This is a genomic window from Streptomyces luteosporeus, from assembly GCF_039532865.1.
Lineage (GTDB): Bacteria > Actinomycetota > Actinomycetes > Streptomycetales > Streptomycetaceae > Streptomyces > Streptomyces luteosporeus.
Map to the genome: position 1 here is coordinate 313431 of NZ_BAAASL010000003.1, position 23967 is coordinate 337397.

The following is a 23967-nucleotide window of genomic DNA, read 5'->3' on the forward strand; positions in this document are numbered from 1 at the left end:
TAGTGTGGAGCGGACGACGAGCCGGGAGGAGCGCGGACGTGGCGGAGAGCACGACTGAACAACTGGCAGGCGACGCGCGGCCCCAGCTCGACCTCGCCGGGGCCGCCTGGCAGTCGAGCGGCCAGGGCCGGCGCAGCAACGTCCAGATCGCCTTCGTCGACGGCTTCGTCGCCATGCGCGACCGCCGGGACCCGGGCGTCCCGGCGGTGATCTTCTCACCGGGGGAGTGGCGCGCCTTCGTCCTCAGCGCCCGCGACGGCGAGTTCGACCTCACGTAGGCCGTGCCCGGCGGATCGTGCCGGGCCGCTACGGGGCGCTGTGGTGGCGTCCCGTAGGGTCGTGGGCATGGGATCCCCGGCCGGTGAAGAGATCGTCCTGCGCGTGGTGGAGTGGGCGCGGGCACGGGACGACGTGCGGGCCGTGCTGCGCACGGGCTCCCGCGCCCGGCGCGACGGGACGGCGGACGCCGTCTCCGACCACGACATCGAGCTGTACACCACCGACCCGCAGCCCTACGCGCGGTCCGGCGACTGGGCCGGCGCGTTCGGGCCGGTGCTGGTCTCGGTCGGGCTGGAGGGCCCGTGGGACAACCCCGCCCGGCTGGTGATCTTCGAGGACGGCACCAAGGCCGACTTCCAGGTCGTGCCGGTCGCCCGGCTGGCCCTGATGGCCGAGGAGGGCCTGGACGACCTGCACGCACGCGGCTACGAGGTGCTCCACGACCCCGACGGGGCCGCCGCCGCCCTGCCCGCGCCCACCGGGCGGGCACCGGCGCCGCTGCCCGGGGCCGGGGAGTTCTCCGAGCTGTGCGAGGAGTTCTGGTTCGAGGCGGCGCACCTGCCGCGGTACCTGGCCCGCGGCGAGCTGTGGGTCGCCGCCTCCCGGGACCGCACCACCAAGGAGCTGCTCGAAACCATGATCGAGTGGCACGCCCTGACGCGGTACGGCCCCGGCCACGACGTCTGGTACGGCGGCACCCGCATGCGCCAATGGGCGGCGCCGGGGATATGGGAGCGCCTGCCGCAGACCTTCGGCGCCTTCACCGTGCCCGACATGCTGCGCGCCGCCCGCGCCACCGCCGGCCTCTTCGCCGAGCTGGCCGGCGAGGTGGCCGCGGCCCACGGCTTCCCGTACCCCGATACGGCGGAACGCGCCGTCCGCGCCGCACTCGACGCCCTCCCGCAGCTGTAGGAACCGCCGCCGGTGCGACCCGGCGGCCGTACGGCCTTCCCCCGCCGCACACGGGCGGGCGGGGCACGTACGATGTGGGCATGTCCTTCCTCCGCCGCCGCAGCGCCGCCACCCCCACCGGGCCGGACTTCGACGTCCTCGCCATGGATCCCGGGGACTGGCCCGGCGACCTCGGAGCCGGGCTGCTGCCCGCGCCCGACGGCAGCTGCCAGGGGGTCTTCCTCCGCTACGACCTGTTCGGCGGACGCGGCCCCGCGATGATCATCGGCAATCTGCCCGAGGGCTCCCCGGCCCGCGAGCTCGCCGAGGGCCAGGTGCCCTTCGAGGTCGCCCAGCTGCTCGCCGCCCTCGGCAACGACGAGCCGGTGCACGTCGTGGGCACGGAGGACGTGCCGGTCATGCACGAGGACAACCTGCTGATCGTGCGGCGCCTGAAGTGCTCGGAGAGCCGGATCTCCTGCACCCAGTTCGACCGCAGCGACGGCGTGCTGGTCACCATCGCCAGCTGGGACCGGCCCATCACCGACGACCTCTACCAGCTGCTGAAGCCGCTGCCGGCGGAGATGTTCCAGGCGGGCTAGTACTGCAACGGTGTTTGCTGTGACGGGTGGGCAGTCGACTCGTTGGTGTGGTCGTGCGCTGGTGAGCTGCTCTCTCCCCCTGGTGAGGACTGGCCTGGCCGGGCCCCCGAGACCGGCCGACGTGGCTTCCCGATAGCCGTCGCCTCGTGCTGTGGAAGGCCGGTGACCTGTCGGATCCAGTCGACCATGCCGGACACGCGGGCGAAGTAGTCTTCGCGTCCTTCTGAATCGCACTCGTACTTGCCGACGATTCCGCTGGTGAGGCCGACGAGTTCAAGTCGGCCGTGGTGCTTGTGCATCAGAGGGCCGCCGGAGTCGCCATAGCAGGTGGCCTTGTGGTTCCGTATCAGGGTGCAGACATGCATGCCGCGGTTGATACCGGGGCTTCGGTAGCAGTGGGTTCCCTCCCGCTGCGTGATCTGTTGCAGCGTCTCGGGGAGGGTTTTTCCCTGTTCGTTGGTGAGGCCCCATCCGGCGGTGATCAGGCGTCCGGGGTAGCGCACCAGCCGGTTGCTCGGCAGGGCGATGGGCTGGACGGTCCGGGTGAAGGTGACGGGCTGTTCGAGTCGCAACAGCGCCGCGTCGTACTGAATGGGGTCCGACTCACGGAAGCCGGGGTGACGGATGGTCCGGGCGACGCCGATGCTGCCCTCTGTGCTGGTCTTGCGAGCGATGGTGCCCAGCTGGACGCGGATGGTGGTCTTCTGTCCGATGCAGTGCCCGGCAGTGATCACCCATTGCCGGTCCAGCAAGGATCCCGCGCACGCCCCTCTGAACCGCCCGTCGGGACCGACGAACTGGACCTGGGCCATCCACGGGTAAGCGGCGGCATCCGTCACCGGGGAGCCCCCGATGATCGGGTTGGGCGCGGTGGCGGCCGCCGACGCGGTCGACACCGTGCCGCACATCATTGCCAACACCGCCCCGAGCAGGGCGAGAACCTCTGTCCACCGCCCGCGCGCGCGGTGCCCGGCCATAATCGGTTCAACTGTTACCCCCGGTCGGTCGACGTCCTGTGAGGGGATCTTCCCCACGTCACCGGTGATCCTTCCCCCACGACAGGGGCATCGAACAAAAATGGATCAGTTCGTCCAGGCTGGTCCCGGCCGGGCAGTATGCGACGTAGGACGAGATCCCCCCGGGCCGGCGGATGCAGCGCGCCCCTTACGGGGCGGCCGGTTACCAGTTCGAGGGGCGCACCTGTACGTCGGAGGCCTTGACGAAGGCCACCCGGTGCCCGAACTGGATCTCGTAGTAGACGTCCTTGCCCCTTATCACCTTGTGCCCCGCCGGCTCGAAGGTCGTCGCCCACAGGTACTCGCTCGGCGACGTCGCCCCCAGCACGTACGCCTGCCCGGCGAGCAGCTTGTACGGCAGTGGGGTCACCGCCTGCACCGGTACGCCCTGCGGGTACGCCGAGGCCTCCGGGTAGGCGCGCCCGTACACCGGGATCTGCGCCAGCCCCTCCTTCGGGGTGACCAGCTTGCCGTGGGCGCCCACGGCCGCCGGGGACCACCAGGGGTCCTTGAACCAGGCCCGCTGGCCGAGGTACCAGATCGCCGTCCAGCCGCCCTCCCGGCCGGCCACCGCGAACTGCTGGCCGGTCGTGGCCCGCGCCCCGGTGTCGTTGACGTCGGTCGTCGAGGGGCTGCCGTCCGGGTGCAGGCCCACGTCCTTGACCAGCGGCGCGTCGTCGCGCGGCGCGGTGTGCAGCCGCACCGCGCTCGAGCCGTGCGCGGCACAGGTCTCGCCCGGCTTGGCGCACCCGGTGTAGACCGGCTTGTTGGCGGCGTAGTCGGGGGCGATGGTCACCATCCCGCTGAACGGGCTCGCGGTGGCGTGCAGCGGCCTGCCCATCAGCTCGAAGTAGTGCGCCCAGTCCCAGTACGGGCCCGGGTCGGTGTGCATGCCGCGGATCGTGGCCGGGGTGGTGCCGGGGACGTTGTCGTGGCCCAGGATGTGCTGCCGGTCCAGCGGGATGCCCAGCTTCTGCGCCAGGTACCGCACCAGCCGCGCGGAGGAACGGTACATCGCCTCCGTGTACCAGGCGGTGGGCTGGGCCAGGAACCCCTCGTGCTCGATGCCGACCGACTTGGCGTTCACGTACCAGTTGCCCGCGTGCCACGCCACGTCCTTGGTGGCCACGTGCTGGGCGACGTGCCCGTCACCGGAGCGGATCGTGTAGTTCCAGGAGACGTACGTCGGATCCTTTATCAGCTTGATCGTCGTCTCCCAGGTGCCCTCCGTGTCGTGGACGACGATGAAGTCGACCTTCTGCGAGCGCGGACGGTCGGCCACGTCGTGGTTGCCGTAGTCCTTGCCCTCCAGCTGCTGGTAGGGGGCCGGGATCGACTCGCAGGCCACCGTGGCCGGGCACTCGGTCTGCCCGGCCGGCAGCTCGGTCAGCCCCAGCAGCCGCAGCTGCCCGGTGCGCGGCGCGAGGCGGGGCGCGGCAGGCAGGACGACCTGCTGGCCGCTGTCGGTGGTGCGCCGCGTACCGGTGCGGATCACGTCGTAGACGTCAGTGGCGAAGGTGGTCGCCGTCGCCGTGTCGGAGGCGCCCGAGTAGCCGGCCACCGCCGCGTACCAGTCGGCGGCGTCCCCGCTGAGCGGCAGACCGAGACGTTTCTGCTCGGCCGCCAGCAGGGCCGCACCCCCCTCCACGTTCGCCGCGGTGCTCTCGCGCAGGGCCCGCGGCCCAAGCCCCGTCAGCTCCGCGGCCCGCTCCAGGGTGCGCAGCCGCGCCGGCACCGCGGCCGGCCCGGCCGCGGGCGCCGTCGCGGAGGCCGCCGAGCCGCCGGCCGACCGCGGCCGGGCCAGGTCGCCCCGGGCGTCCTCCCCGGGATCGCCGGGGTGCCCGGCACCGGCCAGTGCGGTGGTGGCGTCGGTCAGGTGCATCGGCCCGTACCCGGCCGTCACGCTCGGCGCGCCGCCGTGGGAGTCCCAGCGGGACTCCATATAGGACACGCCGAGCAGCACGCTGCCCGGCACGTGGTACTTGGCGGCGGCGGCCGCGAACTGCTCCTGGAGCACGCCGGCACCGCCCGGCTCCGCGGGCACGGCGGGCCCCGCGGCCAGGACCGGCAGCAACAGGGCGGCCGACGCCACCGCGCCGGCCGCCCGCAGCGCACGGCGGCTTCTTCGCCGGCCTCTGCGCAGGGCGGTCGGGGCGTCCGGGGCGGATCCTCGCATGGCGGCCTCCTCAAGACGGGCCGTTCCCGCGGCCGGCAGGGCACGGGGAACGGGAGAAAAGCGTGCGCGATCAGCCTGCGGACCGAACCTATCAAGAGCCCCCGGCCCGGCAGACGATCCGTCAATCCCATGGGAGTGGCGGTCATCAGACTGGGGCGGCGGCCGGGGACGCGTCAACGCCCGCGCCGGGTGTTTCCCGGCGCGGGCGTCGGTGGGCACGGTGCCCGGCGGCTCGCCCGGACGGGCGAGCGCGACACGCCGCAGGTCGGCGGTGCGGCGTTCCGGTGCCGCCGGGCAGCCGCCGCTCAGCGGGTGCCGACGGCCGCCCGGACGGCCCGGCGGGCCATGGCGCAGTCGTCGTGCAGACGCCGCAGGACCAGCCGCTGCTCCTCGCCGGACTCCGGCGTGGCGCCCGGCGCCGCGGGCTCCTGCAGGGCCCGCTGCACCGCCGTCTCGTACACCCTGATCTCCCGGGTGAGCACCAGCATCAGGTTGACCAGGAACGCGTCCCGCGAGGTGGGCCCCGCCGCCTGCGCGTGCTGGCTGATCTGACGCCGCGCCACCGGAGCGTCGCCGAGCACGGTCCACAGCGTGGCCAGGTCGTACCCGGGCAGGTACCAGCCGGCGTTGTCCCAGTCGACGAGCACCGGGCCGGCGGGCGAGAGCAGCACGTTCGACAGCTGGGCGTCGCCGTGGCAGAACTGCCCCTGCACGTGCGCCAGGCCGTGCAGCAGCTTCTGCAGGTCGCCCATGTCCCGGTCGGTCAGCAGACCGAGCTCGTGGTAGCGGGCGATGCGCCGGCCGTAGTCCAGCGGCATGTCGAACAACCCGGCGGGGGGCCGCCACAGGTTGACCCGGCACACCGCCCCCAGGGCCGCACGGACGTCCGCCCGGGGCAGGGTGTCGACCGGATGCCGCTGCAGGGCCGCCGGCCGCCCGGGCATCCGCTCCATGACCAGCGCGCCCTGGTCGGGGTCGGCGACGATCAGACGGGGCACCCGGACCGGCGGACGGTGCCGGACGAACGCCCGGTACGCGGCTATTTCCTGCTGGAACCGCTCGACGGCCGCGGGCGACTCGTCCAGTAAACACTTGGCCACCGCTGTGCTGCGCCCGGTCGTGCCGACCAGCAGGATCGAGCGGGCACTGCGCCGGAGCACCTGAACGGGATTGAACTCCGGGCAGATCCGATGGACCGATGAGATCACCGTGCGCAGCTGGGCGCCCTGGGGGCCGGACAAGTCGATTCTCCCGCTGAGCGGTTGGGCGCCGAGCCCCGGGGCCCGCCGTCCCCGGCCGCCCCCGAACGCGGCTCCCACGGCGTGGGAGGGGTCGAGGTACGGCCCGCCGCCCTGCTGGGTGCGGGGCGGCCGGGAGGGAGCGGACACGGAGGCCGATGCTGCATACATGGGCGTTACGGATCCCTTCGTGTCGGCGAATTGCCGCGCTTCCGGCACCGGAGCCGTCGTGCACCCTGGGGAATGCGGTCGGGCTTCCGGGTGGCCGGGGTTGCGCATTTCTACATCACACCCGACCGCGGGTGGCACACCATGTGGCGCACCCTGGCGAAGCCTGGCGAATACTCGCCCGGCCCATGACGGCGCGAGTACGGTCAAGTCAGCCGAGGAACCTGGGGGCTTGACGTGACGAGGGAAACCAACACCCGCCTCGCGGATCTGTTCGGCCTGGCCGGCTGGTCCAAGGGCGAGCTCGCGAGGCTCGTGAACCGGCAGGCGGCGGCCATGGGCCACCCGCAGCTGGCGACCGACACCTCGCGGGTGCGGCGCTGGATCGACATGGGCGAACGCCCCCGCGATCCCGTGCCCAAGGTGCTGGCGGCCCTCTTCACCGAGCGACTCGGCCGTGTCGTGACCATCGAGGACCTCGGACTGGGTCGGCGCGGACGGGCAGGCAGGGGCCAGTCCTCGGAGAAACTGTCGTGGCCGCCCGAGCGGACCGCCGCGGTCCTCACCGAATTCACGGGAATGGACCTCATGCTCAACCGACGCGGCTTGGTGGGCGCGGGCGCCGCGCTCGCCGCAGGCTCAGCAATCAGCAGCGCGATGCACGACTGGCTGCACCACGATCCCGTCCTCGCCACGGACGCTCCCCGCATGGACGACCCCCTGCGCGTCGAGCCCGCCGGGCTCGACCGCTACGAGGCCACGCCGGTGGGCTCCATGGAGGTCGAGGCACTGGAGCGCTCGGTGCAGGTGTTCCGCGTCTGGGACGCCTCCCGCGGTGGCGGTCTCCAGCGCAAGGCGGTGGTCGGCCAGCTCAACGAGGTGGGCGGCATGCTGGAGTACCGCCACCCCGAGCACCTGCAGCGCAGGCTGTGGGGGGTGGCGGCCAACCTGGCGGTCCTGGCCGGCTGGATGTCCCACGACGTGGGCCTGGAGCCGACCGCCCAGAAGTACTTCCTCATCGCCGCCCACGCCGCCCGCGAGGGCGGGGACCGGCCCCGGGCCGGGGAGGCGCTCTCCCGGGCGGCCCGCCAGAAGGTCCACCTGAACAAGCCCGACGAGGCGCTGGACCTGATGGCGCTGGCGAAGAAGGGGGCCGGTGACGAGGCCCTGCCGCGCACCCGCGCCATGCTGTGCACCGTGGAGGCCTGGGCGCAGGCGTCGATGGGGCGCGGCCAGGCCATGCGCCGCACCCTGGGCGAGGCGGAGGAGCTCTTCGTCGCCGACAAGGGCGACGTGCCGCCGCCCGACTGGATGCAGATGTTCGACGAGGCGGACCTGCACGGGATGCAGGCCCTGGCCTACCGCACCCTCGCCGAGCACGACCCCTCGGCCGCGGCGGTCGCCCAGCAGCACGCCCGGCGGGCCCTGGAGCTGCGGGCGGGCACCGTGCAGCAGCGGTCCATGATCTTCGACTACATCTCCATGGCGTCCGCCTGCTTCATCGGAGGCGAGCCGGAGCAGGCCGACACCTTCGCGCGGATGGCGCTGAGCACGATCAAGGAGAACTCCTCGCACCGCACCTGGGACCGGCTGCGCGAGATGTACCGGCTGACCGGCAAGTACTCCGGGTACGCCACGATCGCGGACCTGCGCGAGGAACTCGAACGGGTGCTGCCCAAGGCGCCGGGCCGGGCCAGGAAGGGAACCCTCCCCGTGTGAGACGGCTCCCCGTGGGAGACCGCTAGGAGCCGGCGCGGGCGACCAGCACGCAGGCGTCGTCCTCGCGCTGCCCCCCGCCGAACTCCTCCAGCACCGCCCGCAGGCATTCCTGCGCACCCGCCGCCGCGGCGAACCGCGGCGCCAGGGCGCGCAGCCGCTCCTCGCAGGCGGCACCCGCCAGCCCCTCGGTGTGCAGCAGCAGCACGTCGCCGGGCCGCAGGTGCTCCTCGGACTGCGCGTACGCCGCGTCGGCCACCGCACCCAGCGGTACGCCCTCCGGCTGCCGCAGGGCGCGCGCCGCCCCGTCGCGGAACAGCAGCGGGGCGGGATGGCCGGCCCGGGACCACAGGAGCGTGCCGGAGTCCGGCTCGTAGCGGCAGCACACCGCGGTGCCCAGGGCGGGCTGGGCGGACGCCTCCAGCAGGTGGTTGAGCCAGCCCAGCAGCGGACCCGGCTCGGCCCCGGAGACGGCCATGCCGCGCACGGCGCCCAGCAGCATCGCCATGGCCGAGGCCGTGGCCACCCCGCTGCCGGCGAGGCCGCCGGCGGTCAGCAGGGTCCGCCCGCCGGGCAGCTCCAGGGCGTCGTACCAGTCGCCCCCGGCCGGGCCGCCGGCGGCGGCGAAGTGGTGCCCGGCCACCTCCAGCGCCCCGGCGGCCGGCGCGCACTGCGGCAGGCGCAGCGCGCCGCGCCACGGGGGCAGCACGGCCTCCTGCAGCTCGGCCGCGAGCCGGTGCTGCTCGGTGCGGGGCGCGGCCGCGGCCCGGGGGCGGTGCGCCGGGTCACGGGTGGCGGGCACCTCCACGGGGCCGCGCCGGGCGGCGCCGAGGTCGCGCAGCACCGCCCACAGGGAGACGGCGCAGCCGTCGGCGTCGAGGACCGGCTCGCCCAGCATGTGGATCCTGCGCACGGCGCCGTCGGCGCGCATGATGCGGAACTCTCCGTCGATCGGCCGGCCGTCCACCAGGCAACCGGTGATCATGGCGGTGAGCACGGGGGTGTCCTGCGGCAGGAGCCAGGAGGGCAGCTCATCGAGGGTCAGTGCGCCCTCGGCCGGCCGCCGGCCGAAGAGCTCGAAGAGCTCGTCGGACCACAGGGCCTCGTCGGTGAGGAAGTTCCACTCGGCGCTGCCGGCCCGCGGGCCGGGCGCGCCGCCCCCACCGCCGGGCGGTGCGGTGGCGGGTCGGTTCGCGGACAGTGGGGACGGCATCACGTACTCCGATACGAAGCGGGGCGCTGCTCCCCCGGCCGGCGCTGCCGGGTGGCGTCGGCCCCTTCCGGCCGGGGCCGGGCGGGGCTCGACGTGACGACTCTGGCACAGGGAGCGAGCGCCCGGGGGGCCTTTGGCAATACCCGTACCGGTGATGCTTGAGGCATATGCCCGAGGTATCACTGTGACATTTCCGGCGCCACTCGGCGGAATGCCCAGCTCCGGGTAGGCTGCGGCGCTCGGGAGGACCACGGTTCCCACAGCTCACCAGGCATGGAGGCGGTGGAGCGCGGCAAGAATGCCGTCCGTGAGGAAATCCCGTTGCCAGCCGACTCCCCGCACCGGATGCTGACCCCATGTTCGATCCAGACATAGCGCCCAGTGGCACCCTGCTCGGCCTCCTGCAGCGAGGCCGCGGCGACGGGACCCTGCACGCCCTCGCGGCCTCCCGAGCCGAGGCACTCGAGGCGCTGAACCAGTGCGTGCTCCGCGACCCCCGCCGCGACTGGCAGGTGGAGAACCGCTCCCTTTACTACGCGCGCCTGTATCTGGACCTCGACGGTGACCTCGGGGCGCTGGAGGAGCACCTCTTCGCCCCCGGCGACCTGCTGGACGGTGCCGAGGAGCGCACCGGCCTGGCCCTGGCCGTCCTCGGCCACCTCGCCTCCTACGGCCGCGCCGACGCCCTCGCGCTCCTGCGCCGCTACGCCGCCACCGGCGGCAACTGGGCCTGGGCCCTGGACGAGCTGGCCCTGCGCGACGACGACGCCGGGCTGCTGAGCCTGTGCGCCCCCGTCCTCGCCCGGTTCCCGCACACCCCCGAGGGGGAGGCCGCGCTCACCACCGCCGTCCGCGACGCCTTCGAACCGCGGCCCTGGCGGCTGTGGGCCGACGACGAGCGCTTCCCGGCCCTGGCCGCCCGCGTCCGCGCGGCCCGCGAGCGCGGCTCCTTCGACCGCTGGCAGCGCCAGCTGCGCCCCTCCGGCCCGCGCCCGGGCTGGAGCGTGCGCGAGGTGCTGCAGTGGGCCGACGCGGGCCTGGAGCAGCACCCCGCCCAGCATCGCCACGTGCCCGCCACCCGCTGCCTGACCGCCGTCGCCGGCCCCGAGGACCGCGAGGAGATCATCGACGCCGCCCGCCGGGGCGGCGAGGCCGCCCGGGCCACCGCCCTGCGCTACCTCGCCGAGCACCACGACCCCCAGGCCCTCGACCTGATCGAGGCGGCCGCCGACGACCCGGCCCCGCTGGTCGCCGGGGCCGCGGTCACCGCGTTCGAGCGCATGCGCAGCGCGGCCGCCCTGGAGCGCGCCCGCGCCTGGATCCACCGCCCCGACGCGCTCGGCGCCGCCGCCGCCGGCATGCTCGCCTGCCGCGGCGCCCAGTACGACGCCGCGCTCGTCCTGGGCGCCCTGCGCCGCACCGTGCGCACCGAGGGCTGCGACGCGCCCGTGCTGTTCGACCTGGTCGACGGCGCCGGACGGCTGCAGATCGGCTGCGCCGCGCCCGTCCTGCGCCACGTCTACCGCGAGACCGCCTCCTCGCACCTGCGGGGCCGGGCCGCCCGCGCCCTGGCCGCCACCGACCCCTCCTTCGCCACCGGCTTCGCCGTCGAGTGCCTGTGGGACTGCGAGGAGTCCACCCGCGAGCTCGCCGCGCACCACGCCACCACGGCCGACGCCCGCGTCGTGGAGCAGCTGCGGCGCCTGGCGGCCGACCCGGCCGAGGAGGCCGAGGTGCAGAGCGCGGTGCGGGGCCGCTTCGAGCCGGACGCACCGGCGCTGTGAGGGGTGCGGGCATGCGCCCTGCTGGGCAGTGCGACCGTATGCCGATAATGGGGGCCGCCCCGCGCCCGCGGGGCGGCACGAACCCACGGCACCACAGCCAGAGCACCGGACACAGGGGGCGCGGATGACGCACGACCGCAAGCACGACGGACCGTACCGGGGGAGCCTGGCGCGCAGAGTCTCCGCCCTGCTCGCCCTCTTCCTGGGGGCCGTGCTGCTGGCCACGCCCGCCGCGGCCGCCGCCGCGCCGGCGCCGCGCGAGGCGAGCACGGCGCTCGCCGTGGCCTCCGCCGGCGACCGCGCGGTCGAGGCCGGCGCCCACCACGGCGCTCCCGCCGCGTCGCACGCCTCGGCCCACCACGGCGACCACACGACGCTGGCCGGCAAGAGCGAGAAGAAGGACAAGAAGAAGGACAAGAAGAAAAAGAAGGGCTTCTTCAAGCGGCTGGGCACGGCCCTGCTGGTGATCGTGATCCTCGCCATCCTGTTCGTGGTGGCGCTGATCGTGATCGCGATCTTCCTGATCCGCCGCGCCTTCCGGCGCCGCCGCACCTGACGGCCGCGCGCCGGCCGCTGCCTGCCGAGCCCCCGCCCCCCGGGCGGGGGCTCGGCGCGTTCAGCTGCTCTTGGCCACCCAGGTCAGCGCGAGCCACGGGGTGGCCGCCGAGCCGGTGGCCAGGTACCAGCCCGTCTGCGTGGCGGGGAAGCCGATGAGCAGCGGGACGACGAGGGCGGCGCCGCACAGCAGGACGACCGCCGCGGGCAGGTGCACCCAGGGCTCGAAGCGGCGCGCGTAGCGCACCCCGGCCTCCCGGCGGTACAGCGCGATGCTCGTGACGAGGCCGGCGGCCAGGGTGAGCGTCCAGATCGCCGGCAGCACGATCATGCGCCCGGCAAAGGTGTCCAGGTCGTTGCCGGGCGACTGACGGACCCCCAGTTCCGGCCGGTCGGGCACGTAGACGACCTCCACCGTGCGGCCCGCCTCCGGCCTGCCGCTGGTGTGCACGTCGGGGACGGTGACGTCCCGGTCGCCGTCGGGGAAGGGGACGCTGACCACGAGCGTGGTGGCGTACTCGTCGATGTCGTTCATCTCCCGCCCGGTGGGCCGGGGTTGGCCGGCGACGCGCACGACGTCCACCTCGTGGGTGCCGCCGCCCGCGCGCTGGGCGCGGGCCAGCCACTTGCCCTCCGCCCCGTCCGGGCCCACCCCCTGGCACAGCGCCGCACCGCTGGTCAGGGCGATGCCGAAGCCCAGGACCCAGCACAGCAGCCGGGAGGGGCGCGGCTCGGGCCCGGGCTCGTAACGCCGGCGCCAGGCCTTGCGGCGCAGCGCGGCGCGCCGGCGCGCGCGGGCCAGGGCCGAGGCGAGGAGCCAGCACGCGGCGCAGGCGGCACTCGCTCCGAGCAGCAGCAACTGATGCCGCTTGGGCGGTAGTTCCCGGAACGGGACCACGCCGAGCAGGACGGTCGCGTACCCCGTGAGCACGGTCGCCCACCCCGTGAGGCGCGTCCATATCCTCATGCCGTACTTCCCCCACCCACTTCGTTGATCTTGAAATGGACAGCGTAACGGGGGCGGCGGGGGTGGTCACTCGTAGGGGACCAGGAACCGTTCGGGCTCGCAGGCGTCGCAGAAGCGGACGTCGTACTCGGCGGCCCGCGCCCGGGCCTCGGCGGTGGTCAGGGTCTCCTCCCCGCCGCGCGGCACCCAGCAGCCGGCGTGGTGCAGTTCCTGCAGGGTGCCGCCGGGCCGGCGGTGCACGGTGACGGGCCAGACGGCGTCCTCCATGTCGTGGCGCCACTCGCCCTTCAGGCGCTGGAGCACCACTTCGCGCACCCAGTCGCGCGGGGAGATGCCGCTTTCCTGAGCGGCTGCCTCGATTCGGACGAGTTCCTCAGGGGTGAAGAGCGTCTCCATGACGCGCGACAGTAGCAGCGCGGCATGGTCCGCGAACCGGGTTCCGGGCATTGGCCTGCGGTGCTGACCTGCGAGTTGACCGGCCGGAGCGGCCGGTTGCTGCACGAGGCAATGATCGGCTTGTCGCACGAACCGCAGCTCCGGCGCCGTGGGGGAGCGGTGGCATAGGACGGTGGTCTACTCGCCCGGCGCCGCGCTCCATACCCTGCCGGTCCGGCCCTTGGCCATTCCGTTATCACCCGTCCTCGTGAACGCCCCCGCTTTCCGGGGGGACGGGCCGGGGGCCGGGCTCCTCTTCCGGTGCCGGGCCGGTCTCCACGCCGTGCGCGCGGGCCAGCCACAGGGCGTCGTCGAGCTCGTCCTCGGCGACCGCCGCCGCATAGACGTCCCCGGCGGCCCGGGCGGCCGCCAGGGCGGCACGGGCGTTGCGCACCCGTTCCCGCATCGCTTCGGCGAACGCACTCACGGCTGTCCCCTCCTGGGTCCGTACGGCTGCCCGCGTCCGGGGTGAACGGAGGAATCCCGCAATTCTAGGCCACCCGGGCGAACGCCCCCAGTCCTGCGCTGTGCAGGTGATGTGACATCCGCTTCGGTGTGTTCATCACATGATTTAAGGTCCCCTTTGTTACGTTCACCGGACTTGTTCCCATCGGTGTCGATTCACGGCCCGTCTTCAGCGACCGGGGGTGCGTGGTGGCTGTTCCGGCCCGTCCGGCGAGTTCGGCCCGGCTCACGAAGGTGCCTCCGGGGCGGGCCGGCCAGGGCCGCGGAACGCGCCGGCCCGGGCAGCGGCCGCCGGACGCCGCGGCCCCCGACTACGACTATCCCCGCTTCAGCCGGCTGGCCGGAGAACTGACCGAACCCCCCGCCGACGGCTACCGCGTGCGCTACCGGCGGCTGCTCGACCACGGCCCCGGCCGTGGGATCGGCGTACGGCTGCTGGTGGCGGCCGCCCCCCTGCTCTCCCTCACCCTGCTGCTGTGGCTGATCTCCCCCGGCCACTGGCTGGAGCGGCCCTACGTCAGCGACTGGGAGCACTGCTGCGACCGGCTCATGCTCGCCTCCGTCGCCCTGATCGAACTCTTCCGCACCGTCAACGTCGCCTCCAACGCGCACGCCACCTGGGTGGCCCGCGACCCCGTCCCCGTACGCCCCCAGCCCGGCACGCGAGTGGCCTTCCTGACCACCTTCGTGCCCGGCAAGGAGCCCATGTCCATGCTGCGCGCCACGCTGGAGGGGGCGGTGCGCATCCATCACGACGGGCCGCTGGACGTGTGGCTGCTGGACGAGGGCGACGACCCCGCGGCCCGGCGGCTGTGCGAACGCCTGGGCGTACGGCACTTCTCCCGCAAGGGCGTCGACCGCTGGAACCAGCCCTCCGGCGCCTACCGTGCCCGCACCAAGCACGGGAACTACAACGCCTGGCTCGACGCGCACGGCGACGACTACGCGTTCATGGCCTGCGTCGACACCGACCACGTGCCGCTGCCCAACTTCCTCGAACGCATGATGGGCTACTTCCGCGACCCCGACGTGGCCTTCGTGGTCGGTCCCCAGGTCTACGGCAACTACACCACCGCCGTCACCAAATCCGCCGAGAGCCAGCAGTTCCTCTTCCACGCCCTCATCCAACGGGCGGGCAACGCCTACGGCTCGCCCATGTTCGTCGGCACCAGCAACTGCGTACGCATCGACGTCCTGCGGCAGATCGGCGGGCTGTACGACTCCATCACCGAGGACATGGCCACCGGCCTGGAGATCCACCGCCGCCGCAACCCCGCCACCGGCCGCCGCTGGAAGTCGGTCTACACCCCCGACGTGCTGGCCGTCGGCGAGGGCCCCTCCACCTGGACCGACTTCTTCAGCCAGCAACTGCGCTGGTCGCGCGGCACCTACGAGACCCTGATGCACCAGTTCTGGAAGGCCATGTGGCAGCTGTCACCCGGCCGGCTGCTCAACTACGCCTTCATGGTCGCCTATTACCCCATGGCGGCCGTCACCTGGATGCTGGGCGCCCTGACCTGCGTCCTCTTCCTCGTCCTGGGCGCCTCCGGCATCACCGTGGAGTCCTCCCTGTGGCTGATGCTCTACTGCGACGCCGCCGCCCTGCAGGTGGGCCTGTACCTGTGGAACCGGCGCCACAACGTCAGCCCCCACGAACCGGCCGGCTCCTCCGGCGCCGCGGGCATGCTGATGTCGGCCCTCGCCGCGCCGGTGTACGCCCAGTCGCTCGGCCAGGCGCTGCTTCGCCGCCGCTCCCGCTTCGTGGTCACCCCCAAGGGAGAATCCGCCAGCCCCGACCGCCCGGCCACCTTCCGCACCCACCTGGCCTGGGCGGCGCTGTTCCTCGCGGCCCTGATCGCCTCCTGGCCGCTGGGCCACGCCCACCCCGCCATGCGCCTGTGGGCCCTGCTGGCCATGCTCACCGCGCTCGGCCCCTACCTGGTGTGGCAGGCCGGACTGCGGCAGGAACGGACGGGCGTCGCGAACGAGGCGGGATGAGAGGTGGGACGAATGGACGTGAAGGCGAGGATCCGCGACCGCAGGACGCGCAAGGCCCTGCTGGCCACCACCGGCGTGCTGGTGCTGCTCGCCGCCAACGGCCCCGCGGCCGCCGGCTTCGCCGAGCGGGCCTGGCACGAGTACACCATCAACCAGCCCTCCTACAAGGCCCGCTACGGGCACTGGGACCTCGTCGACGTCCCCGGCGGCTTCCGTATCAACGCCATCCACGCCGCCCTGCTGCGCACCGGCAAGGTGCTGCTGATCGCCGGCTCCGGCAACGACGAGAAGAACTTCCGCGCCGGCACCTTCCGCAGCGTCCTGTGGGACCCGGTGCGCAACACCTTCACCAGCGTGCGCACCCCCAAGGACATGTTCTGCGCCGGCCACGCCCAGCTGCCCGACGGCCGTCTGCTCGTCGCCGGAGGCACCGCCCGCTACGAGAAGCTCACCGGCGACGTCAAGCGGGCCGGCGGCGCGATGCTCGTCAAGAACGAGAACCCCGACGCCCCCCGCACGCTGCCCGCCGGCACCGTCTTCGTCGGCTCCTCCGGCAAGGAGTACCGCTCCCAGTTCCCCGTCCTGGTGCCCCGGGCGAAGAAGACGGTCAAGGGCGAGCAGGTGACCGTCACCGCCGCCCAGGCACGCGTCTACGTCGAGGCCGTCACCGAGGGCGAGACGGGTATCACCCACACCGCCGACCAGTACCGCGTCAAGGGCCTGGCCGGCCGCGCCGCCCAGGACGTCTACGGGCTCGCGGCCAAGCTGGGGCTGGACAAGAAGGACTTCCAGGGGCTGCGCGAGGCCTACGAGTTCGATCCCGTGGCCGAGCGCTACGTGCCCGTCGACCCCATGGCCGAGGCCCGCTGGTACCCCACGCTCGTCACCCTGGAGGACGGCCGCGTCCTGACCGTCTCCGGCCTGGACGACATGGGCGAGATCATCCCCGGCAAGAACGAGATCTACGACCCGGAGAGCCGCACCTGGTCACCGGGCCCCGACCGGTACTTCCCCACCTACCCCGCCCTCTTCCTCACCGGCGCCGGGCAGTTGTTCTACTCCGGCTCCAACGCCGGCTACGGGCCCGCCGACAAGGGCCGCACCCCCGGCGTGTGGGACCTGGAGACCAACACCTTCCTGCCCGTCCCCGGCCTGGAGGACGCGGACATGACCGAGACCTCCGCCTCCGTACTGCTGCCCCCCGCCCAGGACCGCAAGGTGATGATCCTCGGCGGCGGCGGGGTGGGGGAGTCCCACGCGTCCACCCGCCGCACCGCCATCGCTGACCTCACCGCCGACGCCCCCCGCTACACCCCCGGCCCCGACCTGCCCCAGGGCACCCGCTACCTCAACGCCGTCCTCACCCCCGACGACCGGGTCTTCACCACCGGCGGCTCCGGCGACTACCGCGGCAAGCGCGGCTCCGACATCCTGCGCGCCCAGTTCTACGAGCCGCGCACCCACAGCTTCCGCCGGGCGGCCGCGCCCACCGTCGGACGCGACTACCACGCCGAGGCCCTGCTGCTGCCCGACGGACGGATCGCCGTCTTCGGCTCCAACCCGCTGTTCGCCGACAAGGACGACAGCGTCATGGGCACCTTCGAACAGCGCATCGAGGTCTACACCCCGCCCTACCTCTACCGCGACCAGCGCCCCGCCCTGCGCACCGGCCCCCTGGAGACCGGGCGCGGCGCGACCCTCGCCCTGCCCGGAGCCGACGCCCGCCGCGCGGTCGCCGCCCGGCTGATGCGCCCGAGCGCCGTCACCCACGCCACCGACGTCGAGCAACGCTCCGTCGCCCTGCCCCTGACGGCCCGCGACGGCACCCTGAAGGTGACCATCCCCGAGGATCCCGCACTCGTCCCGGCCGGCTGGTACATGCTCTTCCTCACCGACCGCGCCGGCACCCCGTCCAAGGCGGCCTGGGTGCACGTACGGTGACGGCCGCCCCGGTCGCCCCGGCGGCTACGACTGCAGCAGCGGCTGCCCGCCGCGCGCCGTCACCAGCCCCAGCGCGTACTCCGCCCACCAGTGCCCCGCCGCCGGGGCCCCGCGGCACGCGCCGTCCGACTCGCCGGGCCGCTTGATCCACACGAAGGCGTCCACCCGGGGGTCGCCCGTGTGCGTGGTCGGTGCCGCCCCCAGCGCCCGCCCCGGCGGATTGCACCACGACTCGGCCCCGCCCTGCCCGGACCCCGCCGGCAGCGGGCCGTTGCCGTTGCGGCTGGTGTCGATGATGTAGTGCGCGCCGCCCAGGCGCTGCGAGAGCTTCTCGCCGTACGCGCGAGTGACGGGCGTGGTGTGGAAGTTCGAGACGTTCAGCGCGAAGCCGTCGGCCCGCTCCACCCCCGCCTTGCGCAGCGCATCGGCCAGCAGCTGCTGGTCGCTGATCCAGCCCGCGTTGCCCGCGTCCACGTACACCGACGTCCCCGGCCGCGCCTTGAACGCCGCGACCGCCTCGGCCAGCAGGCCCAGCCGCTCCTGCGCCGCCTCGCGGGGCAGGCAGCCCGACGCCCACTGGGCGACCGCGTCCGGCTCCAGCACCACCCACGCCCGCCGCTCGCCGATGCCCTCGGCCGCCCGGGCGACCCAGGCCCGGTACGCCTCGGCGGTGGGCGCCCCGCCGGAGGAGTACTGGCCGCAGTCGCGGTGCGGCACGTTGTAGGCCACGAGCAGCGGGATGCGCGAGGCGCGTTCGGCCTCCTCGGTGACGCGGGCCACCTGCTCCCTGGGGTCGTCACCCGTCATCCACACCGCCGTGGGCTGCTCGGCGATGCGCCGCACCGCCTCGCCGTCCGCCTCCCGGCCCCGCTCCTGCCAGACCCGCGCCTGCCGGGCCGCCCGGGCGTCGGGCTCGACCCAGAAGGGCGAGTCGCCGCCCCCGCCGGGGCCGCCGGCCACGGCCGGGACGGCCGCGGGCCACCAGGCGCAGCCCGCGCAGACGAGGGCGGCCGCGCCGCGCCGGGCCGCGGCGCCCGGGCGGTGGGAACGGATCCGGGTCATGGACGCCACCTCCCGCTGGAGTGCGATGGTCGTACCAGCGTGAGATATGCCGCCCCCTCGGGCCGGGATTTCCCCGGCCCGGTGCCGGGCGTGTCTCACGCCCCGCCCAGCACCTCGGCCAGGTCGTAGCGCACCGGCTCCACCAACTGGGCGTACGTGCAGCTGTCCGGGTCCCGGTCCGGGCGCCAGCGGCGGAACTGGGCGGTGTGCCGGAAGCGGTCGCCCTGCATGTGGTCGTAGGCCACCTCCACCACCCGCTCCGGGCGCAGCGGGATCCACGACAGGTCCTTCTTGCCCGTCCAGCGGCTCGGCCCGCCCGGCAGCCGCCCCGCGGCCTGGGCCTCGGCGTTCGCCCACTCCTGCCACGGGTGTCCCGTCGCGTCCGGCATGACCAGCGGCTCCAGCTCCGTCATCAGCTGCCGGCGCCGGGCCATGGGGAAGGACGCGCACACCCCCACGTGCTGCAGCCGCCCGGCGCCGTCGTACAGCCCCAGCAGCAGCGAGCCCACCACCGGCCCGCTCTTGTGGTGCCGCAGGCCGGCGACGACGCAGTCGGCGGTGCGCTCGTGCTTGACCTTGACCATCACCCGCCGGCCCGGCCGGTACGGCAGCTCCGGCGGCTTGGCCACCACCCCGTCCAGGCCCGCGCCCTCGAACTGCTCGAACCAGCCCTGCGCCACCGCCAGGTCACCGGTCGAGGGCGCGACGAACAGCGGTGGGTGCGCCCCGCCCAGCGCCCCCGTCAGCTCCTCGCGGCGCCGGCGCTGCGGCTCCTGCATCAACGAGGCGTCACCGAGCGCCAGCAGGTCGAAGGCGACGAAGGAGGCCGGGGTCACCTCCGCCAGGTGCCGCACCCGCGAGGCGGCGGGGTGGATGCGCTCCAGCAGCGCGTCGAAGTCCAGCCGGCCCTCGCGGGCGACGACGATCTCCCCGTCCACCACGCAGCGCTCCGGCAGCTGCTGAAGCAGCGCGGCCACGAGCTCGGGGAAGTAGCGGGTCAGCGGCCGGCCCGTACGGCTGCCCAGTTCGAGCTCGGCGCCGTCGCGGAAGACGATCGAGCGGAAGCCGTCCCACTTGGCCTCGTAGCTCATCCCCGGGGGGATCTCGGGGGCGAGCTTGGCGAGCATCGGCTCGACCGGGGGCATCACCGGAAGGTCCATGATCCCCGATTGTGGTGGGCGGCCCGGCCCCCCGCCCGCCGACAGGCGCCGGACGCCCGTGCGGCCTAGCGTGAAACGCATGGCAGAGACCATGGAGCTCACCGTCGGAGAGCGCACGGTACGGCTGTCCAACCCCGGCAAGGTCTACTTCCCCGAGCGCGGCTACACCAAGTACGACGTCGCCCAGTACTACCTGAGCGTCGCCGACGGCATCGTACGGGCCCTGAAGGACCGGCCCACCACGCTGGAGCGCTACCCCGACGGGGTGACGGGGGAGTCGTTCTTCCAGAAGCGGGCGCCCAAGAACCTCCCCGACTGGATCCCCACCGGCCGCATCTCCTTCCCCAGCGGCCGGCACGCCGACGAGATCTGCCCCGGCGAGGCGGCCGCGGTGCTGTGGGCGGCCAACCTGGGCTGCCTGACCTTCCACCCCTGGCCCGTACGGCGGGGCGACACCGACCACCCCGACGAACTGCGCATCGACCTCGACCCGCAGCCCGGCACCGGCTACGCGGACGCCGTGCACGCCGCCCTGCTGCTGCGCGAGGTCCTCGAAGGCCTCGGCCTGACCGGCTGGCCCAAGACCTCCGGCGGCCGCGGCCTGCACGTCTTCGTGCCCATCGCACCGCAGTGGACCTTCGTCCAGGTGCGCCGGGCGGCCATCGCGGTCGCCCGTGAGCTGGAGCGGCAGGACCCACGGCGCATCACCACGGCGTGGTGGAAGGAGGAAAGGGGGGCAAAGATCTTTGTCGACTACAACCAGACCGCCCGCGACCGCACGATTGCCAGCGCCTACTCGGTGCGCCCCCGCCCGCACGCCCCGGTCTCGGCGCCGCTGCGCTGGGAGGAGCTGGAGCGGGCCGTGCCCGAGGACTTCGACCTGGCCACCATGCCGGCCCGGTTCGCCGAGGCCGGCGACGTGCACGCCGGCATGGACGACCGGCCCTGCGGCCTGGAGGCGGCCCTCGACCTGGCCGCCCGCGACGAGCGCGAGCACGGCCTCGGCGACCTGCCCTACCCGCCCGAACACCCCAAGATGAAGGGCGAACCCAAGCGCGTCCAGCCCAGCCGGGCCAGGAAGGAGGACGACTGACGGATTTGTGTTTATGGCGACATTTCATGTGGAACCTGGGCAATGCGTGATCCACTTCGCATCGAGGGAGTTCCCATGTTCACTACACTCGCGATCCGCACCAGGAAGATCACCGCCGGCGTGATCGCGGCCGCCGCCCTCGGGGGAACCCTGCTGGCCGCCGCCCCCGCCGCCCCCGCCGCCCCCGCCGCCCACTCCGCCGACCAGCCGGTCGCCGCCCCGCCGCCGGGCCGGCCCTACGGTGCCGTCGTCGCCACCACGGGCGTCGTCGAGCGGGTCTTCCCCACCACCGACTCCGCCCCCAAGGGCCTGCTGAAGTACCGCACCCAGGTCCCCCTGCGGTGCAAGGCGCGCGCCCAGGACGTCTCCGGCAACCCCGTCTGGTACCTGCTGCGCGAACGCAACACCTGGGTCGCGGCGAAGTACGTGGAGAACACCGGCAACGTGCCGGTGTGCCGGACGGTCGACCGCAACTCCCTCGACGAGCCCGCCGTCCAGGGCCGCAAGGAACAGCAACCCAAGAAGACGCCGGCGTAACGCCGCGTAACACCGGGCCCGGGCGGGCCCGTTGCGCCCTTCCTTACCGGCACCGACGCACCGGCGCCTACAGTTGCGTCACGGGCTCGACGAAACGGCCGGAAGGAAGACGCGTTGGACCACCCGACCCACGGTTGCGTTCTGTTGCTGGACGGCACTCCCGACCGGCGGCGGGGTGCCGTCCCCAACCCGACGGCGCACGCCGTCGCCGGTGCCCGACCGCGCCACTTCCTCGCCGCCCCCTCCGCCGACGTGGTGCAGCTCCCCGCCATGGCGGGGCCGCAGAGCGTCCTGGCCTACCTGCAGGACGCGGCCACCGTACCCGGGCCGCTCCTGGTATGGGTCACCGGACACCTGATGGTCCCCGCCCGGCGCAGCACCCAACTCCACCTGGCGCTGCGCGAGTCCACCCCCGCCACCGTCCGCTACACCGGCCTGCCCTGGGAATGGCTCACGCGCACCCTGCGTGAACACCCGGGGCCGACCCTCCTCCTGCTCGACGTCGAGGCCGACGCCCACACCTGGCCGCACGTCGCCGCGGCGGCCCACGACGGCCGCCTCGCGGACGGGCTGGCCCTGTACGGGATCGCCACCCCGAGCCCGCCCGGGCCCGCCCCGGAGGCGAGCGCCTACACCCGCTCCTTCCTCGCCGCCCTGGCCGCCGGCCACCCCACGGCCGGGCCCACCCTCGACCCCGGCCTGCTGCACCAACTGGCGCTGACCGGCGGACCCCTGCCGGAGGGCGCCCTGCCGCTGCAGTCCGGAGCCACGGGCCCCCTCCTGGCCAACCGCGCGGCGCCCCGTCCGGCGGCCCCGGTGGAGGCCGTCATTCCGGCGGCTCCGGTGGAGGCGGCACCGAAGCCCGCCGGGCCGGAACCCGCAGCGCCGGAGCCCGCCGGGCCGCAGGCCGCGGCTCCCGGTCCCGCACCCCTGTCCGACATCCTCGCCGCCGCGCACGCGGGCCGGCACAACGAGGCGGCCGCCATGGCCGCCGCCTGGGAGCAGCTGACGCTGCGCCGGCACGGGCCGCACAGCGCCGAGGCCGGGCTGTGGATCGAGGTGCGCGCCGACCTCGCGCGGCTCGCGGGCGACCATCCGCGCGCCGCCGAACTGTGGATGTCCGCCGCCGCCCAGCGGCTCGACCGCGGCGGCTCCGAGGACACGGAGGCGCTCGCCGCCCTCAAGCGGGCCCACTACTGCTGGCAGCACAGCGGCGAGCGCGGCCACCGCCTCGCCCCCGCCCTGCTCGCACTGTGGGAGCGGGTGCCCGACGGCGCCGAGGCCGCCGCCGACGTCCGCACCCGCCTCCAGGGCGTGCCGTAGCGCCCCAAGGGGGCGCGGGGAACTGCGCGATCAGCCACCGGCGGCCCGCAGCCGAACGCGCCACCCCCAGCTCCGGGCGCAGCACAGCACTCCATCTGCGGGCACGTCGTGGCTTGTCGCGCAGTTCCCCGCGCCCCTACGGGGCGCTCACCCGCCGCGGGCCGTCGTCCACCAGCGGGCCTTGTACATGCCGCCGTGCAGCAGCGTCCGCGTCCCGTCGGGCCGGTACAGGACGAGGGTGGAGGTGCACCATTCGCACGGGTGGCCGCGCTCCGGCCGGGCGACGAGCACCCGGCCCGTGCGGGGGTCGTCGCCGATGCTCTTGACGTCGGGCCCGCTGATCCGCGACTGCTGCGCGTACGGCACGAAGGCGCGCTCGGTCGTCGAGTACTGGTACACCGCCGACCCGGTGGTCACCCACAGCCGGCCGGGCCGGGTCAGCACCGGGGCCAGGTCGTGCCCGCCGCCGCTGGGCAGGGCCACGCGACGCACCACGGTGAGCCCGGGGTCGTCCGCCGGGCCGTCGACGTCGAGGGCGAGCAGCTGGCGGCTGCCCAGCGCCCACAGCAGGCCGGTCCGCGGGTCCCAGTGCACTCCGTGCGCCCCGGCCAGCGGCACCTGGGCGTGCCGGGTGGCGCGCGAGCCGGCCGACGCCGCGTACAGCCGCACGTACCCGCCGGTGCTGGCGGCGACGGCCACGTTGCCGTCGGGCAGCAGGTCGATGCTGTGGGCGTTGCCGGTGCCGGTGTCGGCCGCCCAGTACACGCCGCGGCCGGGGTAGCCGATCACGGCCGCGAGGCCGCCCGAGGCCGTGGCGAGCAGGTAGCGCCTGCCGTCCAGGGTGCGGAACTTCACCTCGCTGGGGTTCGTCCAGGTGGTCGCGGGATCCAGGTCGGCGAGGCCGGAGCGGCCGTCCGCGGTCCACGACCACAGCACGCCCGACTCGGGGCCGTCCTCGGCGTCGTCGGCGTCCCACCGGGTGCGTTCGGCGTCCAGGACGTACACCGAGCGCGTCGCCTGGTCGGCGGCCACGATCGGCGAGGGGCGCGCCGCGCGCCCGTCCCGGGGCCGGGCACCGGCCGGGCCGGGCAGCGCACCGGCCAGGCAGGCCGTCAGCAGCACGGCGCACAGCCGTTTCACGGGCAGATCCACGCGCCACAGCGTGCTGCCGGGCCCCGCGCTGCCGGGGGCGCCACGCCCGTCCGTCACACCATCGATGAGCCCCCGCGCCCCCGGCTGCGCCGAACGGGTGAATTCCCGGGCGTGGCACTGCTTATCCCCTCGAATCGGGGCAAATTTGACTCTCGGACCGAGGTGTTCACACGAGGTGTTCACATACACGGGTGGG

At 74.1% G+C, this 23967-nt stretch carries 21 protein-coding genes; 11 read left to right on the forward strand and 10 right to left on the reverse strand.

Features of this window, described 5'->3' with window-relative positions; genetic code table 11:
* Window positions 1-38 precede the first annotated feature (38 nt).
* From ABD361_RS05365 to ABD361_RS05375, 3 genes are all read left to right on the forward strand, one after another.
* Entirely contained in the window at window positions 39-278 is a 240-nt protein-coding gene (locus ABD361_RS05365; RefSeq protein ID WP_344433540.1) for a DUF397 domain-containing protein, read from the forward strand.
* Between the two features lie 67 nt (window positions 279-345).
* Window positions 346-1191, forward strand: coding sequence for an aminoglycoside 6-adenylyltransferase (locus ABD361_RS05370; RefSeq protein ID WP_344433541.1), 846 nt, complete (start codon window positions 346-348; stop codon window positions 1189-1191).
* An 80-nt stretch (window positions 1192-1271) separates the two neighbouring features.
* The gene (locus tag ABD361_RS05375) at window positions 1272-1772 is read left to right on the forward strand and encodes a hypothetical protein (RefSeq protein ID WP_344433542.1); all 501 of its coding nucleotides are present in this window, start codon (window positions 1272-1274) and stop codon (window positions 1770-1772) included.
* Here the strand turns inward: ABD361_RS05375 and ABD361_RS05380 are convergent.
* From ABD361_RS05380 to ABD361_RS05390, 3 genes are all read right to left on the reverse strand, one after another.
* Entirely contained in the window at window positions 1769-2806 is a 1038-nt protein-coding gene (locus tag ABD361_RS05380; protein ID WP_344433543.1) for a serine protease, read from the reverse strand. The two genes, ABD361_RS05375 and ABD361_RS05380, sit on opposite strands and share 4 nt — an antisense overlap.
* A gap of 145 nt (window positions 2807-2951) precedes the next feature.
* Complete coding sequence (locus ABD361_RS05385) at window positions 2952-4964, reverse strand: N-acetylmuramoyl-L-alanine amidase (protein WP_344433544.1); 2013 nt, start codon at window positions 4962-4964, stop codon at window positions 2952-2954.
* Window positions 4965-5269: 305 nt separating this feature from the next.
* On the reverse strand, window positions 5270-6373 hold the full coding sequence (locus ABD361_RS05390; RefSeq protein ID WP_344433545.1) for an aminoglycoside phosphotransferase family protein: 1104 nt from the start codon (window positions 6371-6373) through the stop codon (window positions 5270-5272).
* A 234-nt stretch (window positions 6374-6607) separates the two neighbouring features.
* Between ABD361_RS05390 and ABD361_RS05395 the strand changes: the two genes are divergently transcribed.
* Window positions 6608-8089 (forward strand): DNA-binding protein NsdB, encoded by a 1482-nt coding sequence (locus ABD361_RS05395; RefSeq protein WP_344433546.1) that lies wholly within the window; start codon window positions 6608-6610, stop codon window positions 8087-8089.
* 22 nt (window positions 8090-8111) lie between these two features.
* Here ABD361_RS05395 and ABD361_RS05400 read toward each other — a convergent pair whose 3' ends face one another.
* Window positions 8112-9410 (reverse strand): PP2C family protein-serine/threonine phosphatase, encoded by a 1299-nt coding sequence (locus ABD361_RS05400; protein WP_425583154.1) that lies wholly within the window; start codon window positions 9408-9410, stop codon window positions 8112-8114.
* A gap of 245 nt (window positions 9411-9655) precedes the next feature.
* On the opposite strand from ABD361_RS05400, the gene ABD361_RS05405 reads away from it, so the two are divergent.
* Together ABD361_RS05405 and ABD361_RS05410 are read left to right on the forward strand one after the other, a co-directional pair.
* Entirely contained in the window at window positions 9656-11083 is a 1428-nt protein-coding gene (locus tag ABD361_RS05405; protein ID WP_344433548.1) for a HEAT repeat domain-containing protein, read from the forward strand.
* A gap of 124 nt (window positions 11084-11207) precedes the next feature.
* Window positions 11208-11639, forward strand: a complete 432-nt coding sequence (locus ABD361_RS05410) for a hypothetical protein (RefSeq protein ID WP_344433549.1) — start codon at window positions 11208-11210, stop codon at window positions 11637-11639.
* 60 nt (window positions 11640-11699) lie between these two features.
* Here ABD361_RS05410 and ABD361_RS05415 read toward each other — a convergent pair whose 3' ends face one another.
* The 3 genes from ABD361_RS05415 to ABD361_RS05425 all read right to left on the reverse strand — a co-directional run bounded on the left by ABD361_RS05415 (window position 11700) and on the right by ABD361_RS05425 (window position 13467).
* Window positions 11700-12605: a hypothetical protein gene (locus tag ABD361_RS05415; protein ID WP_344433550.1), complete on the reverse strand. Its 906-nt coding sequence runs from the start codon at window positions 12603-12605 to the stop codon at window positions 11700-11702.
* Window positions 12606-12671: 66 nt separating this feature from the next.
* Window positions 12672-13001, reverse strand: coding sequence for a DUF6233 domain-containing protein (locus ABD361_RS05420; protein WP_344433551.1), 330 nt, complete (start codon window positions 12999-13001; stop codon window positions 12672-12674).
* Between the two features lie 235 nt (window positions 13002-13236).
* Complete coding sequence (locus ABD361_RS05425; RefSeq protein ID WP_344433552.1) at window positions 13237-13467, reverse strand: hypothetical protein; 231 nt, start codon at window positions 13465-13467, stop codon at window positions 13237-13239.
* A gap of 272 nt (window positions 13468-13739) precedes the next feature.
* Between ABD361_RS05425 and ABD361_RS05430 the strand changes: the two genes are divergently transcribed.
* Together ABD361_RS05430 and glxA are read left to right on the forward strand one after the other, a co-directional pair.
* Complete coding sequence (locus tag ABD361_RS05430; protein ID WP_344433553.1) at window positions 13740-15503, forward strand: glycosyltransferase family 2 protein; 1764 nt, start codon at window positions 13740-13742, stop codon at window positions 15501-15503.
* A 12-nt stretch (window positions 15504-15515) separates the two neighbouring features.
* The gene (gene glxA, locus ABD361_RS05435) at window positions 15516-17444 is read left to right on the forward strand and encodes a radical copper oxidase GlxA (protein WP_344433554.1); all 1929 of its coding nucleotides are present in this window, start codon (window positions 15516-15518) and stop codon (window positions 17442-17444) included.
* Between the two features lie 24 nt (window positions 17445-17468).
* Here glxA and ABD361_RS05440 read toward each other — a convergent pair whose 3' ends face one another.
* Window positions 17469-18506, reverse strand: a complete 1038-nt coding sequence (locus ABD361_RS05440; RefSeq protein ID WP_344433555.1) for a glycoside hydrolase family 6 protein — start codon at window positions 18504-18506, stop codon at window positions 17469-17471.
* Between the two features lie 95 nt (window positions 18507-18601).
* On the reverse strand, window positions 18602-19666 hold the full coding sequence (locus ABD361_RS05445) for an ATP-dependent DNA ligase (RefSeq protein WP_344433556.1): 1065 nt from the start codon (window positions 19664-19666) through the stop codon (window positions 18602-18604).
* A 79-nt stretch (window positions 19667-19745) separates the two neighbouring features.
* Here ABD361_RS05445 and ligD point away from each other — a divergent pair, with 79 nt between their 5' ends.
* From ligD to ABD361_RS05460, 3 genes are all read left to right on the forward strand, one after another.
* Entirely contained in the window at window positions 19746-20759 is a 1014-nt protein-coding gene (gene ligD, locus ABD361_RS05450) for a non-homologous end-joining DNA ligase (RefSeq protein ID WP_344433558.1), read from the forward strand.
* A gap of 75 nt (window positions 20760-20834) precedes the next feature.
* Window positions 20835-21296: an SH3 domain-containing protein gene (locus ABD361_RS05455; protein ID WP_344433561.1), complete on the forward strand. Its 462-nt coding sequence runs from the start codon at window positions 20835-20837 to the stop codon at window positions 21294-21296.
* 114 nt (window positions 21297-21410) lie between these two features.
* A complete protein-coding gene (locus ABD361_RS05460) occupies window positions 21411-22619 on the forward strand; it encodes a hypothetical protein (RefSeq protein ID WP_344433562.1) in 1209 nt (402 codons plus the stop codon).
* 147 nt (window positions 22620-22766) lie between these two features.
* Here the strand turns inward: ABD361_RS05460 and ABD361_RS05465 are convergent, their stop codons facing one another.
* Window positions 22767-23771: a DUF6528 family protein gene (locus tag ABD361_RS05465; RefSeq protein ID WP_344433563.1), complete on the reverse strand. Its 1005-nt coding sequence runs from the start codon at window positions 23769-23771 to the stop codon at window positions 22767-22769.
* Window positions 23772-23967 lie beyond the last annotated feature (196 nt).

What these genes read in the sequence shown, in the direction of transcription:
- ABD361_RS05405 (WP_344433548.1), top strand. Translation starts at nt 9,656, where the DNA reads ATGTTCGATCCAGACATAGCGCCCAGTGGCACCCTGCTCGGCCTCCTG.
- ABD361_RS05420 (WP_344433551.1), bottom strand. Translation starts at nt 13,001, where the DNA reads ATGGAGACGCTCTTCACCCCTGAGGAACTCGTCCGAATCGAGGCAGCC.
- ABD361_RS05445 (WP_344433556.1), bottom strand. Translation starts at nt 19,666, where the DNA reads ATGGACCTTCCGGTGATGCCCCCGGTCGAGCCGATGCTCGCCAAGCTC.
- ABD361_RS05440 (WP_344433555.1), bottom strand. Translation starts at nt 18,506, where the DNA reads ATGACCCGGATCCGTTCCCACCGCCCGGGCGCCGCGGCCCGGCGCGGC.
- ABD361_RS05370 (WP_344433541.1), top strand. Translation starts at nt 346, where the DNA reads ATGGGATCCCCGGCCGGTGAAGAGATCGTCCTGCGCGTGGTGGAGTGG.
- ligD (WP_344433558.1), top strand. Translation starts at nt 19,746, where the DNA reads ATGGCAGAGACCATGGAGCTCACCGTCGGAGAGCGCACGGTACGGCTG.
- ABD361_RS05415 (WP_344433550.1), bottom strand. Translation starts at nt 12,605, where the DNA reads ATGAGGATATGGACGCGCCTCACGGGGTGGGCGACCGTGCTCACGGGG.
- ABD361_RS05385 (WP_344433544.1), bottom strand. Translation starts at nt 4,964, where the DNA reads ATGCGAGGATCCGCCCCGGACGCCCCGACCGCCCTGCGCAGAGGCCGG.
- ABD361_RS05390 (WP_344433545.1), bottom strand. Translation starts at nt 6,373, where the DNA reads ATGTATGCAGCATCGGCCTCCGTGTCCGCTCCCTCCCGGCCGCCCCGC.
- ABD361_RS05375 (WP_344433542.1), top strand. Translation starts at nt 1,272, where the DNA reads ATGTCCTTCCTCCGCCGCCGCAGCGCCGCCACCCCCACCGGGCCGGAC.
- ABD361_RS05455 (WP_344433561.1), top strand. Translation starts at nt 20,835, where the DNA reads ATGTTCACTACACTCGCGATCCGCACCAGGAAGATCACCGCCGGCGTG.
- ABD361_RS05410 (WP_344433549.1), top strand. Translation starts at nt 11,208, where the DNA reads ATGACGCACGACCGCAAGCACGACGGACCGTACCGGGGGAGCCTGGCG.
- glxA (WP_344433554.1), top strand. Translation starts at nt 15,516, where the DNA reads ATGGACGTGAAGGCGAGGATCCGCGACCGCAGGACGCGCAAGGCCCTG.